This window comes from Roseateles sp. FW305-36 (assembly GCF_058787015.1).
In genome coordinates, this window is sequence record NZ_JBYSZK010000007.1 from 124,063 (window position 1) to 138,555 (window position 14,493).

Below are 14,493 nucleotides of genomic sequence, written 5' to 3' on the forward strand. Positions count from 1 at the left end.
ATGATTCTGCCCTTGCCGGCTCGCCCGGCTTCTTCTACCCTGGGCCCACCACCGAGGAGGTCCGATGAGCGCTGAACAAAGCCTGGATTCACGTGTGAGCGCGATCCGAACGGTCGCGCTGGTCGGGCCCGCCGCGGCCGGCAAGACCCTGCTGCTGGACGCGCTGCTGGCCCACGCCGGCGCCATCCCGCAGACCGGCAGCATCGAACGCGGCAGCACGGTCAGCGACCATGATCCGCTGGAGAAGCGACTGGGGCATTCGCTGCAGTCCAGCCTCGCCCACTTCACCCAAGGCGGCATCCGGGTGCATGCCATCGACACGCCCGGAGCGGCGGACTTCGTCGGCCAGGCCCTGCCGGCCCTGGAGGCGGCGGACACGGCCATCGTCGTCGTCAATGCCCAGAACGGCATCGAGCTGATGGCCCAGCGCATGCTCGGTGCCGCCGGCGAGCGCGGGCTGACCCGCCTCATCGTCGTCAACAAGATCGACTGCCCCGAGGTCGACCTGCCCGGCCTGCTGGCCCAGATCCGCGAGGTCTTCGGCAAGGAGTGCTTGCCACTGAACCTGCCCGCCGACGGCGCCAAGCGCGTCGCCGACTGCTTCTTCGCGGCGTCTGGGGACGCCGATTTTTCGTCGGTCGCCGAAGCCCACCAGGCCCTGGTGGAGCAGGTCGTGGAGGTCGACGCGGCCTTTGTCGACCGCTACCTGACCGACGGTGACGTCGACCCGAAGGAGTTGCACGCGCCGCTGGAGCAGGCCCTGCGCGAAGGCCACCTGATCCCGGTCTGCTTCTGCTCGGCCAAGACGGGTGCCGGCATCGCCGAACTGCTGTCCGTCATCGAGGCGTTGATGCCCAACCCGGCCGAGGGCAACCCGCCGCCCTTCCTGGAAGGCAAGGGCGCCGAGCCCCAGCCCTATCCGGCCCGCCCCGATCCGGCAGCCCATGTGCTGGCCCATGTGTTCAAGATCGTCGCCGACCCCTATCTGGGCAAGATGGGCATCTTGCGCGTGCACCAGGGCCGCGTCGCCAAGGGCGGCATGCTCTTCGTCGGCCATGCGCGCAAGCCCATCCGCGTCGGCCATCTCTTCATGCAGCAGGGCGCCAAGCATGTGGAAGTGGACGAGGCCCTGCCGGGCGACCTCTGCGCGGTCGCGAAGGTGGACGACATCGCCTTCGACGCCGTGCTGCACGACGCCCAGGAGGACGAGCACATCTTCCTGAAGCCGCTGGCCTTCCCGACGCCTGTGCATGGCGTGGCCATCAGCCCGGCGCGGCGCGGCGACGAGCAGAAGCTGTGGGAGGTGCTGGCCCGGCTGGTGGACGAAGACCCCTGCCTGCGCATCGAACAGGCGGGCGAGACCCATCAGACCCTGGTCTACGGCCTCGGGGAACTGCATCTGCGCCTGCTGCTGGAGCGGGTGCGCGAGCTCTACAAGGGCGAGGTCGTCACCCAGCCGCCGCGCATCGCCTACCGCGAGACCATCTCGGCGCCGGCCGAGGGCCATTACCGCCACAAGAAGCAGAGCGGCGGCGCCGGCCAGTTCGGCGAGGTCTATCTGCGCATCGAGCCGATGGAGCGTGGCGCCGGCTTCGAATTCGTCGACGCGGTCAAGGGCGGCACCATTCCCGGCCAGTTCATGCCGGCCGTCGAGAAGGGCGTGCGCTCGGCCCTGGCCAGCGGCGTCATCGCCGGCTATCCGCTGGTGGACCTGCGCGTCGTCGTCTACGACGGCAAGCACCATTCCGTGGACAGCAAGGAAATCGCCTTCGTCACCGCTGGCCGCCGCGCCTTGATGGAGGCCGTGCGCGAAGCGCGTCCCATCGTGCTGGAACCCATCGTGCAGGTCGAGATCACTGCGCCCGAGCACGGCATCGGCGACATCACCGGCGATCTCGCCTCCCGGCGCGGCCAGGTCAACGGCACCCGCGCCGCCGTGCCGGGCAGCCTCGTCGTGCAGGGCCTGGCGCCACTGGCGGAACTGGCCAGCTACCAGTCACGCCTGAACGCGATGACGGCGGGCGAAGGGCGCTACACCCTGCTGCTGTCGCACTACGAACCGGTGCCGCCCAACACGCAGGCGTCGCTGGTGGGCGCCTACAAGGCGGGCGACGAGGCGGAGTGAGGCCGGTCAGGGCTTCCTGGCCGACATCCCCTGCATCTGCTTGAGCCAGTCGGTCCAGTCGACCGGCCCGCTGTCGAAGCGCTTCTGCAGATTGCCCAGCACGGTGCCCCAGGCCTTGTCGAAATAGGCATACGCCTTGTCCCATTCGCCGCCATCGCCCCAGCCCACGTGATGCAGGCGCACACGCGTCGTCTTGTCGTCCACGGCCTCGAAACGGACGATGACGACGGTGCGCTGCTGGCGCACCTCGGGCAGGCTGGGTGGCGCATTCCAGTCGAAGCTCAGCATCTTCTGAGGTTGCAGCGCCAGGTAGCGCATCTCGTCCGCACCCTTGCTGCCCGCCGGCGCGAACGGATTGATGAAGATGTGGAAGGCGCCGCCGACGCGGGCCTCGATCTCGGCATCGGGCGCGAAGAAGCCAACGATCCCCTCCCTGGTCGTCCACGCGGCCCAAGCCTGGTCGAGGCTTGCCTTGATCACGATGTCTTTATCAAGGGAGCGCTCGGCGGCCGACGCTGTCAGCGTGGCCACTGCCAGCAGCAAGGCGACAAGTACTCTCGTCATGGCAATCCTCGGGCCGCGGGGGCTTGGTCAAGGGAGCTTTATCATACGCACCCATGCCTGCCGCCCCCCGCGACGTCGCGCAGATCCGATTGGACAACGCGATGCGGCTGTTCGAAGAGTTCGTCAGCGCCACCGTCAAACATGCCGATGCGGCCACCTTGCGTGGCCTGGAGCGGCGCTTTGCCGAAAGACTGCAGATCCAGCCCAGCTACTGGAGCCAGATCAAGGGCCGCTCGCGCCAGATCGGTGAACGCCTGGCGCGCCAGTTCGAGCAGCTTTGCCACAAGCCGCCGGGCTGGATGGATCTGGAACACGGCCTGGCCGCGGCGCCCGCGCCGCTGACCAGCATGGCCGCAGCCTTGGCACCGGTAGCACCGCCCGCCGAGGCCTCGCCAAGCCTGCCCCAGGATGATGACGAGCGCTTCATCATCGGCCTCGTCCTCACCTACTACCGCCGCCACCCCCAGCGCGCCCGTACGCGGCTGCTGGATCTGCTCGGCGAGGTGCTGACGCCGGAGCCTGCAGCGCCGCCCAGACCGGCACCCAAGGCCGCACCCAGCCCGCAGGCCGAGCTGGACGAGTGGCGCAAGCTGCAGGCCGGCATCGCGCCCCTCAAATCCAGGAAGCGGTAGTCGCCGCAGATCGATCTGCGCATCCGTCACTGGACGGCCGCGCTCCCGCACGTTAGGGGTGTTGGATAAAAACCGCTTGCGCAAGAGCAACGTTTGTTTATCATTTGCGCAAGTCGTGATGAAGAAGTCTTCGCATCACGGCGAGGTCGCACACCCCCAGCACCCCTGACCGCCCGGCCCGCTTGCCTCGAGCAGCAAGCCCCGGGCATTCCCAAGCTTTCGCGCAAACGCAGGCCCACCCGGGTCGAGCCGCTGCATTCCCCGTCGCCACGGCGCGGCGCCCACCGGAGCCCTCCATGCCCCAGTTCACCTCTCCCCGCCCTCTGCAGATCAAGGCACTGAAACCGCGCAATCCGCTGGTCGCGCCGGCCATGAAACGCCAGGCCGGCGCCCACCAGAGTGCCCACAGCGCCCATGCCCAGCGCCAGCAAGCCCGCCTCGAACTGCGACGCCTGCTGCGCGAGCGCTTCCCGGACGACAGCCCCTGACAACAGCGCGCCGCCCGCCTCTCATCCATTTCGATCCATGTGATGAGGGCCGCCGGCCTGGCGCCAAGGAGACCCTCATGAGATTGATCGAAGTGCGCGGCCCCGACGCCGCCGAAACCCACGCCGCCTGGGCCCAACGCTGGAAGCGCGTCAAGCGCGCCGCCCGCGCCATCCGCCTGGTGTTCTCGCCGGCCTACCGGCGCCGGCGTGCCCGCAACCACCTGGAGTTCTATGCCGAAGCCGGCGCGCCCGAAGGGGCGCTCTACGTCGACGGCAAGCTGACCGCCCAGCTGGAAGGTGTGCGCAGGCTGTAAGACGCTCCTCGGGCCGGCTCGGGAACTGGAGTCGGACACAAGCAGTCCCTGCGGACTGCTTGTGCCTACGGCAGGCCATGGGCCTCTGGCCCATGGCAGCCCAGCGCTCGGCCCGCAATACCGGTGCCGTCAAAGCTGAAATGGTTGGCAAAACGGGGCCGCCTCCCACAACCGGGCGGCCCTGCCCGGGCCTAGCATCGGCCCATGTCCGACCGCCTGCGCCTGACCACCCCGCTGTCCAGCCTGGACGCCTGGGTGAACGCGTTTGCCCGGGCGGAGATCCCGGTCCTGACCGAAACGGCCGAGTCCGTCGAGCACATGCGTGCCACCGAGGACGACGTCGACGCCCACAGCCTGGGCGAAATGATCGCTACCGACCCGCTGATGACGCTGAAGGTGCTGGCCCATGCCAGCGAGCAGCGCCGCAGTCGCAACTCCGAGCTGCGGGCCGACCCCGAGACCGTGACCGCTGCCCTGGTCCTGATGGGCATCACCCCCTTCTTCCGCGACTTCGGGCCGCAACCGACGCTGGAGTCCGTGCTGGCGGGCAACGACGAGGCCCTGCTGGGCCTGTCGCGCGTCATGCAGCGCGCCGAACGCGCCTCGCGCTTCGCCCTGGGCTTCGCCGCCCACCGTGCCGACCCCGACGCCGCCATCATCCACAGCGCCGCCTTGCTGCACGACTTTGCCGAGATGCTGCTGTGGGTGCACGCCCCCGAACTGGCGCTGAAGATCGCCGCGCTGCAGGACGCCGACCGGCATCTGCGCAGCACGGTCGCCCAACGCCAGGTGCTGGGCATCGAACTGGCCGACCTGGAGCAGGCACTGATGCGGCGCTGGCACCTGCCGGACCTGTTGACGCGCATCACCAGCGAAAAGGACGGCCGCGACCCGCAGGTGCGCTGTGTCCAGCTGGCCGTGCGCCTGGCGCGCCATACCGCCCGCGGCTGGGACGACGCCGGCGTGCCGGACGACCTTCACGACATCGCCGAGCTGCTCAACCTCAGCGAAGCCCACGCGCTAAAACTGCTTCACGAATTCGACTGACGCCGACGCAGGACGGCCAGCAGCCCCATGCCGCCCAGCAGCAAGGCCGCGCTCGCCGGCTCGGGCACCGGCGTGGCCGTGAAGTTGGCGTTGTTGGGCGCGAAATCCGAAATCGCGGCGGTGCCGCTGAAGGCGCCGTCGCGCGGCCACAGGTTGAAGGTGTAGTCCAGCTTGTTGTTGAAGCCGGTGCTGGGCAGCAGGCTGCCGCTGACACTGCCGGTGATGACGTTGCCGCTGACCGTCACCGAGCCCGCGGGCAGATTGCCCGCACCGCCGACCGAACCGCTGCCGTCGGGGCGCAGGATGATGACACGGTCAAAGCGCACGCCGGTGATACCGAGGCTGGCAAAGCCGGCCGTGCCCGCGCCCCGGTTGACGCCCCAGACATAGAAGCCCGTCGCCGTGCTGCCGATGGCGCCGTCCAGCGTGGCCGTGAGGGTGAAGATGTCGGTCGTCGGGTTGTAGAAGACGCTGGCGGCCAGCACGTCCAGGTCGTGGCTGGTGCTGCTGCCGGCAAAGGTGGCGAGGAAGTCGCCCTTGGGGTCGGTGATGCTGTCCAGGGCATGGCTCGCCAGCGGCAGACCCAGCAGGGCCGCGGCGACAAGGGGGGAAACGGGAAGGCGCATGGGGGCTCCAGAAAAGATTCGACGCTGGGGCCGCATGGCCCACGCTGCGTGGACGCTCAGGGCGAGGCGCTATTCCCCACCCCCCTAGAAGCTCGGTCGCCCGCCATCAGGCCACGCAGCCTTTCGCGGCCCCGCGACAGGCGCGACATCACGGTGCCGATGGGAATGTCCAGGGCCTCCGCGATCTCGGCATAGGCCATGCCTTCCACCGCCACCAGCAACAGCACCTGGTACTGCTCCACCGGTAGTGCCACCAGGGCCTTGTGCAGGTCGCGCAGGGCCAGGCGCTCGGCCTGGGTCGCGGCGACGGGGATCTCGGGGATGTGCTCGTCCAGGTCGACGACCTCCAGGCGGCCGCGCCGCAGCGCATCGACGTGCAGGTTGTGCATGATGCTGAACAGCCAGGTGCGCATGTCGCCCACGCCCTGCCAGAGACCGGCGCGCGACCAGGCGCGCTCCAGCGTGTCCTGCACGAGGTCGTCGGCGTCCTCACGGTTGCGGCGCAGGGCGCGGGCGTACAGGCGCAGCCGCGGCAGCCAGCCCAGCATGTCGCCGGCGTCGGGGGACGAGGGAGGATGCTGGCTGGCCATGGCCGGTGAATACCGGCCGCCCCTTCAACGGTTCAAGTCAGCGGTTCAAACCGGAACCGCCGTGGTGTTCTTCAGTCGTTCGAGCACGAAGCTGGTCTTGCAGTCCTGCACGCTGGGGTGCATCAGCAGGGTGTCGCTGATGAAGCGGGCGTAGTGCTGCATGTCCTGCACCAGCACGCGCAGCAGATAGTCCATCTCGCCGGTCAGCGCCGCGCATTCGACGACCTCGGGCCAGGTCTGCACGGCGGCGCGGAAAAGGTCGCGCGGGTTGCGCAGCGGGTTGTCGGTCTGCTTCTCCAGCCTGACATTGATATAGGCCGTCAGGCCCAGGCCGATGCGCTCGGGCGCCACCAGGGCGACATAGGAGGCGATCACACCGGCCTCTTCCAGCCGGCGCACGCGGCGCAGCACCGCGGACGACGACAGGCCGGCCTCGGCGGCCAGGGCGTCATAGGTCAGGCGGCCGTCGGCCTGCAGCGCGCGCAAGATGCGGCGGTCGATGGCATCGAGCTCGATGGAAGCGTCCATGCGGGAAATTGTGCAGCCTTCCTGCACCGCGGCCCACCTACAGTTCCAAGGACCGTGAACCCGTCCCGCTTCAGACGCCTGCTGGCCTTGCTGCTGCTCGCCGCTGCGCCGCTGGCGAGGGCCGATGAGATCGTGCTGGCCTCGCCCGACTACTGGTGCCCCTTCAGCTGCAAGGCCGGCGCGGCCCGGGAAGGCTTCACGGTGGACATCGTGCGCGAGATCTTCACGGCTGCCGGCCACACGGTCAGGCTGGTCAACCAGAACTACAGCCGCGCGCTGATGGACGTGCGTGCCGGCACCTACACGGCCACGCCTTCCACCTTCCGCGACGAGGCGCCGGATTTCGTCTTTCCGACCCAGCCGATCTCGCGCAACCGCTATTGCGTCTATGTCGCGACCGACAGCCGCTGGACCTACCGCGGTGCCGCCAGCCTGGCGGCGCTGGCACGGGTCGGTGTCATCCGCAACTACTCCTACGGCACGGCCCTGGACGCGGCCATCAAGGCGGCGCCCAGGCGCTTCGAGGTCAACACCGGCGACGGCCTGACCGAGCGCATGCTGCGCCGCCTGCAGCTCGGCCGCATGGACGCCTTCATCGAGGAGGAGAACCTGGTCGCCTACACGACGAAGCAGCATGGCGAGCTGGCCGCGCGCAACGCCGGTTGCGAGGCGCCGAGCTATGCCTATATGGCCCTGTCACCCAGGAACCCCAAGGCCTCTGACTACGCCCGCCTCTTCAGCGACGGCATGCAGAAGCTGCGCCGCACGGGACGCCTGAAAGCCATACTGGCCGGCTATGGATTGGCCGAATGGCCGGCGCCGATGCCTTGATGGACGCATGATTATTGCGCCGCATCAAAGACTGACGCCAAAATTTGCATGAATTCTGCGAGCCTCGCGCCGCAGAATTTTCAGCTTCCGACATTCATCTCGCGAGGCGACCATGGCCAAGTTCACTCCCTGGGACAACCCGATGGGCTGAGCTGGACCGAGCCGAGTCCCTGCGGACTCGGCGACGCCGAGCGAAGGACGGTGGCCGTCTCGCGGCCACCGGCTGGGTGCCCTGTCGGCACGCTGCGATTCTCATTAACGCTGGAGCTCTCCATGGCTAAATTCACTCCCTGGGACAACCCCATGGGCACCGACGGTTTCGAGTTCATCGAGTTCGCCGCGCCGGACCCGGCCGCCCTCGGTGCGCTGTTCGAGACCATGGGCTTCAAGGCCGTGGCCAAGCACCGCCACAAGAGCGTGACCCTGTACCGCCAGGGCGGCGTCAACTTCATCATCAACGCCGAGACCGACTCCTTCGCCCAGCGCTTCGCCCGGCTGCACGGCCCGTCGATCTGCGCCATCGCCTTCCGCGTGGAGAACGCGGCCCACGCCTACCAGCGCGCGCTGGAACTGGGCGCCTGGGGCTTCGACAACAAGGCCGGCCCGATGGAGCTGAACATCCCGGCCATCAAGGGTATCGGCGACTCGCTGATCTATTTCGTCGACCGCTGGCAGGGCAAGCATGGCGCCAAGGCCGGCGCCATCGGCAACATCAGCATCTACGACGTGGACTTCGTGCCCATGCTGGACGCGCAAGGCCAGCCGGTCGACCCCAACCCGGTAGGCCATGGCCTGACCGAGATCGACCACCTGACGCACAACGTCTTCCGCGGCCGCATGAAGGAATGGTCGGAGTTCTACGAGCGCTTCTTCAACTTCCGCGAGGTGCGCTACTTCGACATCGAGGGCAAGCTGACCGGCCTGAAGAGCAAGGCCATGACCAGCCCCTGCGGCAAGATCCGCATCCCCATCAACGAGAGCTCGGACGACAAGAGCCAGATCGCCGAATACCTGGACCTGTACCACGGCGAGGGCATCCAGCACGTGGCGCTGGGCACGACCGACATCTACCAGTCGGTCGAAGGCATGAAGGGCACCGGCGTGGCCTTCCAGGACACCATCGAGACCTATTTCGACCTCATCGACAAGCGCCTGCCCGGCCATGGCGAGAACGTCGACGAGCTGAAGCGCCTGCGCATCCTCATCGACGGCGCCACCCACCTGGGCGTGGACAACGAGCTGCTGCTGCAGATCTTCACCAAGGAAGTCATCGGCCCGATCTTTTTCGAGCTGATCCAGCGCAAGGGCAACGAGGGCTTCGGCGAGGGCAATTTCAAGGCCCTGTTCGAGAGCATCGAGCTCGATCAGATCCGCCGTGGGGTATTGAAAGACGAGCCGGCCAAGGCCGTCTGAACGAGCTGCCAGGCCTCGTCCGAATGGACCAGGCCCATATGCCCCACGCCATCCAGCCGGTGCGCCCGCGCGCCGGCGAGGATGGCCTTGTCCGCCGGGTTGACGATCTGGTCGCAGGGCGTCCAGATGCAGTCGACATCGGGCATCCCCGGCAGGGCCGCCAGCCAGGCATTGCCCAAACGCATCTGCTGGGTGTTGATCCCCAAGCCGAGCGCCGCCATGCGCGTGCCCTGGTGGGGTGAGCCCAGCGTGATGACATGCGGTGCTTCATGGCCCGCGCCGTATTGCCGCCACCAGGCGCGCAGCGCCAGGCCGCCCATGCTGTGGGCGCACAGCAGGGGCATGCGGCCGGTCAGGGCCTTGAGCGTCCGCACGCCCGCCTCGATCTCGTCGGCATAGGCGTCGATGCTGCCGAAGGCCGGCTCCAGCGATGGCGCGATGAAGGCGACGCCCTGTCCGCGCAGCTTCCTCATCCAGCCGTTCCAGCGCCCACGGTTGCAGGAAAAGCCGTGCACCAGCAGCACGCCACGTTCGGCACTGCCCGGCAGATGGTCGGGTTCGGCCCATTCCCGCCAGGGCTGGCGCCAGGAAAAGGCCAGTTCGCTGGCGACGACCTCGTGCGCCCAGGCGCGCAGCAGCTGACCCCAGCTCGGCGCCGGCCGGTTCACCCAGCGCAGCTGCACAAAGCCCCCGGCCAGGATGGCCGCATGCAGGCCCAGGGTCAGCAGCCCCCAGGCCCAGCCGAAGCGCCAACCGACGCCCAGCGCCACCGCCAGCCGCGCCAGCACCCACATCCTTTGCAGTCGTCCGTTCATCGCCCCAGTGTAGGAAGGCAGAATTCCAGGGCCCCATGGACCACCTCAGAGCCGAATCCCTGCTGCAGGAACTGCGCGCCGTCGACGCCGAACGCGCCCGCCGCGCTGCCGACCCGGAGCTCGACGCCCGCGTCCGGAGCCTGAAGACCTTCCAGCAGCAGCGTTTTGCCCAGACCTATGCCGACCTGCTGGCCAACCCGCGCTACGAGGCCGCCACACGCTTTTTCCTGCACGAGCTCTACGGCCCCGACGACTACCGCCAGCGCGACGCCCAGTTCGCCCGCGTCATCCCGACGCTGACCCGGCTCTTCCCCGAGGAGGTCGTCGACACCGTCGCCAGGCTGGCCCGCCTGCACGCCCTGTCGGAACGCCTGGACACGCGCATGGCCGAGCACCTGCTGTCGCCCGACATCACGGCTCACGACTACGGCATCGCCTGGCGGGCCTGCGGCGAGCCGGCCGGGCGCCAGCAGCAGATCGAGCTGACCATGGCGGTCGGCGAATCGTTGGACAGGCTGACCCGCAAGCCCCTGCTGCGCCAGACCTTGAGGCTGATGCGCGGCCCGGCGCAGATGGCCGGACTCGGCGCCCTGCAAGCCTTCCTCGAAAGCGGTTTCGATACCTTCCGCGCCATGCGCGGTGCCGCGGACTTCCTGTCCACTGTGCGACAGCGCGAAGACACACTCGCACGCGCCTTGTTTCGCAATGAAGCTTCTGCGTTAGGGCAACTCCCCTAGCTTGATGTAACCGCGCGTCCCAACATCGTCGGCTTCACCGCAGCGCACGCCAGAGAGGCCCGCCGATGACCGCCGTCCTTGCCGAAGTCACCGAAGTGACATCCCGCGCCAAGCCCTGGCTGGCCAGCTACCCGGCCGGCGTGCCGGCGCAGATCGACACCCGCGTCTATGGCTCGCTGGTGGACCTGCTCAACGAGGCCTTCCGCAAGCATGCCCAGCGCGACGCGGCCATCTGCATGGGCCAGCGCATGCGCTTCGCCGAGATCGACCAGCTGTCCATGCAACTCGGCGCCTGGCTGCAGGCGCAAGGGCTGAAGCAGGGCGACCGCGTCGCCATCATGATGCCGAATCTGCTGCAGTACGGCGTGGCCATCGCGGCCATCCTGCGCGCGGGCTTCGTCGTCGTGAACGTCAACCCGCTGTACACGCCGCGCGAGCTGGAGCACCAGCTCAAGGACTCGGGTGCCCGCGCCATCGTCGTGCTGGAGAACTTCGCCCACACACTGGAAGAGGTCATCAACGCGACCGACGTGAAGCATGTCGTGCTTGCGTCCATGGGCGACCTGCTGAACTGGTGGAAGGGCCCGCTGATCAATTTCGCCGTGCGCCATCTGAAGAAGATGGTGCCGGAGTTCCGCTTGGCCGTCGGCGACGGCCGCACCGTGGTGCGCTTCAACGAAGCCCTGCGCCATGGCGAGCGGATGACGCTGAAGAAGGCCGAACTCGGCCCCGACGACGTCGCCTTCCTGCAGTACACCGGCGGCACCACCGGCGTGTCCAAGGGCGCCACGCTGCTGCACCGGAACATCGTCGCCAACATCCTGCAGGTCGAGGCCTGGTTCCAGCCCATGCTGGCCAAGCTGCCCGACCAGAACATGCAGTTCACCAATGTCTGTGCGCTGCCGCTGTACCACATCTTCGCGCTGACGGCCTGCTTCATGCTCGGCGCGCGCATGGGCCACCTCAACATCCTGGTGCCCAACCCGCGCGACATCCCCGGCTTCATCGACACCCTGCGCGGCCACAAGATCCACATCTTCCCGGCCGTCAACACGCTGTTCAACGCGCTGGCCGCCGAGCCCGGCTTCTCGCGCCTGGACTTCTCCGAGCTGGTCATCTCCAACGGCGGCGGCATGGCCGTGCAGCAGGCCACGGCCGAGAAATGGCTCAAGGTCACGGGCTGCCCGGTCGTCGAAGGCTACGGCCTGTCCGAGACCTCGCCGGCCGCCACCATCAACCCGCTGGACCAGCGCGCCTTCAACGGCAGCATCGGCCTGCCGATCTCGTCGACCGAGATCGCCATCCGTGACGACGACGGCAACGACGTCGCCATCGGCGAGCGCGGCGAGATCTGCATCCGTGGTCCCCAGGTCATGGCCGGCTACTGGAAACGCCCGGACGAGACCGCCAACGTCATGTGCGCCGACGGCTACTTCAAGACCGGCGACATCGGCATCATGGACGAGCGCGGCTATGTGCGCATCGTCGACCGCAAGAAGGACATGATCCTGGTCAGCGGCTTCAACGTCTACCCGACCGAGATCGAACAGGTCGTCAACATGCACCCCGGCGTGCTGGAGTGCGCCGCCATCGGCGTGCCCGACGCCAAGTCGGGCGAAGCGGTCAAGCTCTTCGTCGTCAAGAGCGACCCGGCCCTGGCCGAGGAAGACCTGACCAGCTACTGCGCCCAGCAGATGACGGCCTACAAGCGGCCCAAGTTCATCGAGTTCCGCGACGAGCTGCCCAAGAGCAACGTCGGCAAGATCCTGCGCCGCGAGCTGCGCACGGCGACCGCCTGAAGCGGCCGCCGGCGGGCGTCAGAACGGGTTGTTCTTCGCGCGGCCCAGGAAGGATCGACCCAGGTCCAGCTGAGCCGTCGGGCCCAGCAGCGTGTCGCCGGCCCACATCCACTGCGTTGCACTGGCGTCGGCCACCAGGGTGTCGGTCGTGCAGTCCTGCGGCGCGACGTCGGTGCGGCAGGCCGCATCGGTCACATTGGTGAAGCTGGCGATGCTGGGGAAGCGCACGCGCTGCTGCACGTATTCGTCGGTCAGCACCAGGCCGACCAGACGGCCGTCGTTCAGCAGATTCAGGCGCAGGCTCGTGTTGAAGGCCGAGCTGAGGTCGTTCAGGAAGACGGCACGGTCGATGTCGGTCAGCTGCTGCTTTTCCTTCTGGCCGAAGGGCGACAGGCCGACGTCGAAGATGGTGCTGATGACCACGCGACCGTTGGCATTGGCGATGCGGTTGGCCTGGTCGGCCAGCAGCTTGCCGCGCGCCTTGGCTTCGTTGATCAGCGAGTCACGGCTCTGGGCCGGGAACTGGCGATACAGCTCGAGGATGTCGTTGACGCCCACCATGATGGCCACGATGTCCTTGGGACCGAAGCGGTCGTTGGACAGGTGCAGGTCGATCTTGTCGCGCACATCGGCCACCTTGTTGCCCGCCGCTGCATACAAGATGCCCTGGGGCAGGGCCACGAAGTCGGTGTTGCACTGCGGGTAGACGAAGCCGAAGCCGCTGGCCAGGGTCTGGCTCCAGACCGGGCTGATCTTGCAGTCCACCAGCTTGGTGTCGGCATTCAACCCGTTGATCGTGTACTTCTTGCCACTCTGCAGGATGGTGCCGCTCTCGTCGCCGAAGGTGATGATCCGGGTCGGGGCAAAGGGATCGATCTGCGACGTGCCGCCGCCGCAGCCGGCGATCAGCGCGGCCGCTGCCACCGTGGCCAGGGCCAGGCCGCGCTTCAATTTCTGGGAGACAACACGTTGCATGACGATCAACTCAGGGACAAAACTCAATCAGTGAAGGCGGCGGCGGCCCGGCTGAGCCGGTCCCGCACACCATCCCAGGCGGGGTCGCGCGGTGGCGACTCGACCCAGATCTCACGGGCGCCGGCCGCATCGAGGGCCCGCAACACCGCAAACAGTTCGTGGGCCGCTGCCGCCGGGTCGGCCGGCAGGGCCTGCCAACGCCAGGCCGGCAATTGGGCGCGTGAATATACCGCCACCCCTTCCAGGCCCCCGCTGGCGGCCGCTGTGGCTGAAAGTAAAGCCAGTTGCTCGGCATCCAGCAGGCGCACGCGGGCCGTCGGCGCGTAATGGGCGGCCAGGGTGCCCGAAGCCTTGGGCGCAGCGGCATCGGCCTCGGCCAGCGGCTCGCCCAGCGCAGCTTCGATGCGCGCGCGGCTGATCAGCCCGGGGCGCAGCAGGACCGCACGCCCACGGCTGCAGTCGACGATGCTGGATTCGATGCCCACTTCGCAGGCGCCACCGTCCAGCACCATCAGCTCGGGGCCGAATTCCTCGACGACGTGCCGGGCCAGCGTCGGGCTGACCCGGCCGAAGCGGTTGGCGCTGGGCGCAGCCAGGCCCTGCACGCCCAGTTCGCGGGCTGCCGCCAGCACGGCACGGGCGACCGGGTGGGCCGGCGCGCGCACGGCAATCGTCGCCTGGCCACCGGCCGCACCCGTGGCCACACCCGGCTTGCGCGGCACGATGACCGTCAGCGGCCCCGGCCAGAAGGCGTCCATCAACCGGCGCGCCAGGGCCGGCAGGTGGTCGGCGAAGGGCTCGGCCCCGGCGGCGTCCAGCACATGGACGATCAGCGGGTGGTCGCTCGGCCGGCCCTTGGCGGCAAAGATCTTGGCCACCGCGCTGTCCTGGTCGGCCCGCGCCGCCAGCCCGTAGACGGTCTCGGTCGGCAGGCCCAGCAGTTCGCCCGCCGCCAGGCGCCGGGCGGCGGCCTGGATGGCTTCGGGATCGTTGCCGGGCAGCAGCAGCA

At 68.3% G+C, this 14,493-nt stretch carries 16 protein-coding genes; 9 read left to right on the plus strand and 7 right to left on the minus strand.

Features of this window, described 5'->3' with window-relative positions; all coding sequences use genetic code 11:
* Positions 1 to 64 precede the first annotated feature (64 nt).
* The gene (gene fusA, locus AC3WOE_RS14745) at positions 65 to 2,125 is read left to right on the plus strand and encodes an elongation factor G (protein ID WP_492691415.1); all 2,061 of its coding nucleotides are present in this window, start codon (positions 65 to 67) and stop codon (positions 2,123 to 2,125) included.
* A 6-nt stretch (positions 2,126 to 2,131) separates the two neighbouring features.
* Here the strand turns inward: fusA and AC3WOE_RS14750 are convergent, their stop codons facing one another.
* On the minus strand, positions 2,132 to 2,689 hold the full coding sequence (locus tag AC3WOE_RS14750; protein ID WP_492691416.1) for an SRPBCC family protein: 558 nt from the start codon (positions 2,687 to 2,689) through the stop codon (positions 2,132 to 2,134).
* Positions 2,690 to 2,742: 53 nt separating this feature from the next.
* Between AC3WOE_RS14750 and AC3WOE_RS14755 the strand changes: the two genes are divergently transcribed.
* From AC3WOE_RS14755 to AC3WOE_RS14770, 4 genes are all read left to right on the plus strand, one after another.
* Positions 2,743 to 3,321 carry a hypothetical protein gene (locus AC3WOE_RS14755; protein WP_492691417.1) on the plus strand — a complete coding sequence of 193 codons (579 nt, stop codon included), beginning with the start codon at positions 2,743 to 2,745 and terminating at the stop codon, positions 3,319 to 3,321.
* 296 nt (positions 3,322 to 3,617) lie between these two features.
* Positions 3,618 to 3,809 (plus strand): hypothetical protein, encoded by a 192-nt coding sequence (locus AC3WOE_RS14760; protein WP_492691418.1) that lies wholly within the window; start codon positions 3,618 to 3,620, stop codon positions 3,807 to 3,809.
* A 77-nt stretch (positions 3,810 to 3,886) separates the two neighbouring features.
* Entirely contained in the window at positions 3,887 to 4,123 is a 237-nt protein-coding gene (locus AC3WOE_RS14765; RefSeq protein WP_492691420.1) for a hypothetical protein, read from the plus strand.
* Positions 4,124 to 4,327: 204 nt separating this feature from the next.
* Complete coding sequence (locus tag AC3WOE_RS14770) at positions 4,328 to 5,170, plus strand: HDOD domain-containing protein (RefSeq protein ID WP_492691421.1); 843 nt, start codon at positions 4,328 to 4,330, stop codon at positions 5,168 to 5,170.
* Here the strand turns inward: AC3WOE_RS14770 and AC3WOE_RS14775 are convergent.
* From AC3WOE_RS14775 to AC3WOE_RS14785, 3 genes are read right to left on the minus strand one after another with little or no spacing between them, the layout of a single operon-like run.
* The gene (locus AC3WOE_RS14775; RefSeq protein ID WP_492691422.1) at positions 5,155 to 5,796 is read right to left on the minus strand and encodes a PEP-CTERM sorting domain-containing protein; all 642 of its coding nucleotides are present in this window, start codon (positions 5,794 to 5,796) and stop codon (positions 5,155 to 5,157) included. The genes AC3WOE_RS14770 and AC3WOE_RS14775 overlap by 16 nt on opposite strands.
* A gap of 56 nt (positions 5,797 to 5,852) precedes the next feature.
* Complete coding sequence (locus tag AC3WOE_RS14780) at positions 5,853 to 6,386, minus strand: RNA polymerase sigma factor (protein ID WP_492691423.1); 534 nt, start codon at positions 6,384 to 6,386, stop codon at positions 5,853 to 5,855.
* A gap of 45 nt (positions 6,387 to 6,431) precedes the next feature.
* Positions 6,432 to 6,914 carry an Lrp/AsnC family transcriptional regulator gene (locus AC3WOE_RS14785; protein WP_119041391.1) on the minus strand — a complete coding sequence of 161 codons (483 nt, stop codon included), beginning with the start codon at positions 6,912 to 6,914 and terminating at the stop codon, positions 6,432 to 6,434.
* Between the two features lie 54 nt (positions 6,915 to 6,968).
* On the opposite strand from AC3WOE_RS14785, the gene AC3WOE_RS14790 reads away from it, so the two are divergent.
* On the plus strand, positions 6,969 to 7,745 hold the full coding sequence (locus tag AC3WOE_RS14790) for a substrate-binding periplasmic protein (RefSeq protein WP_492691424.1): 777 nt from the start codon (positions 6,969 to 6,971) through the stop codon (positions 7,743 to 7,745).
* Positions 7,746 to 8,018: 273 nt separating this feature from the next.
* Positions 8,019 to 9,158, plus strand: coding sequence for a 4-hydroxyphenylpyruvate dioxygenase (hppD, locus tag AC3WOE_RS14795; RefSeq protein WP_492691425.1), 1,140 nt, complete (start codon positions 8,019 to 8,021; stop codon positions 9,156 to 9,158).
* On the opposite strand, the gene AC3WOE_RS14800 is transcribed toward hppD, so the two are convergent.
* Positions 9,110 to 9,973: an esterase/lipase family protein gene (locus tag AC3WOE_RS14800; RefSeq protein WP_492691427.1), complete on the minus strand. Its 864-nt coding sequence runs from the start codon at positions 9,971 to 9,973 to the stop codon at positions 9,110 to 9,112. The genes hppD and AC3WOE_RS14800 overlap by 49 nt on opposite strands.
* A gap of 35 nt (positions 9,974 to 10,008) precedes the next feature.
* Here AC3WOE_RS14800 and AC3WOE_RS14805 point away from each other — a divergent pair, with 35 nt between their 5' ends.
* Entirely contained in the window at positions 10,009 to 10,710 is a 702-nt protein-coding gene (locus AC3WOE_RS14805) for a DUF8198 family protein (RefSeq protein WP_492691428.1), read from the plus strand.
* A gap of 65 nt (positions 10,711 to 10,775) precedes the next feature.
* Entirely contained in the window at positions 10,776 to 12,509 is a 1,734-nt protein-coding gene (locus AC3WOE_RS14810; RefSeq protein WP_492691429.1) for a long-chain-fatty-acid--CoA ligase, read from the plus strand.
* A gap of 18 nt (positions 12,510 to 12,527) precedes the next feature.
* On the opposite strand, the gene AC3WOE_RS14815 is transcribed toward AC3WOE_RS14810, so the two are convergent.
* A complete protein-coding gene (locus AC3WOE_RS14815) occupies positions 12,528 to 13,484 on the minus strand; it encodes an SGNH/GDSL hydrolase family protein (RefSeq protein WP_492691430.1) in 957 nt (318 codons plus the stop codon).
* Between the two features lie 23 nt (positions 13,485 to 13,507).
* Positions 13,508 to 14,491, minus strand: coding sequence for an L-threonylcarbamoyladenylate synthase (locus tag AC3WOE_RS14820; protein ID WP_492691671.1), 984 nt, complete (start codon positions 14,489 to 14,491; stop codon positions 13,508 to 13,510).
* Between the last annotated feature and the right edge of the window lie 2 nt (positions 14,492 to 14,493).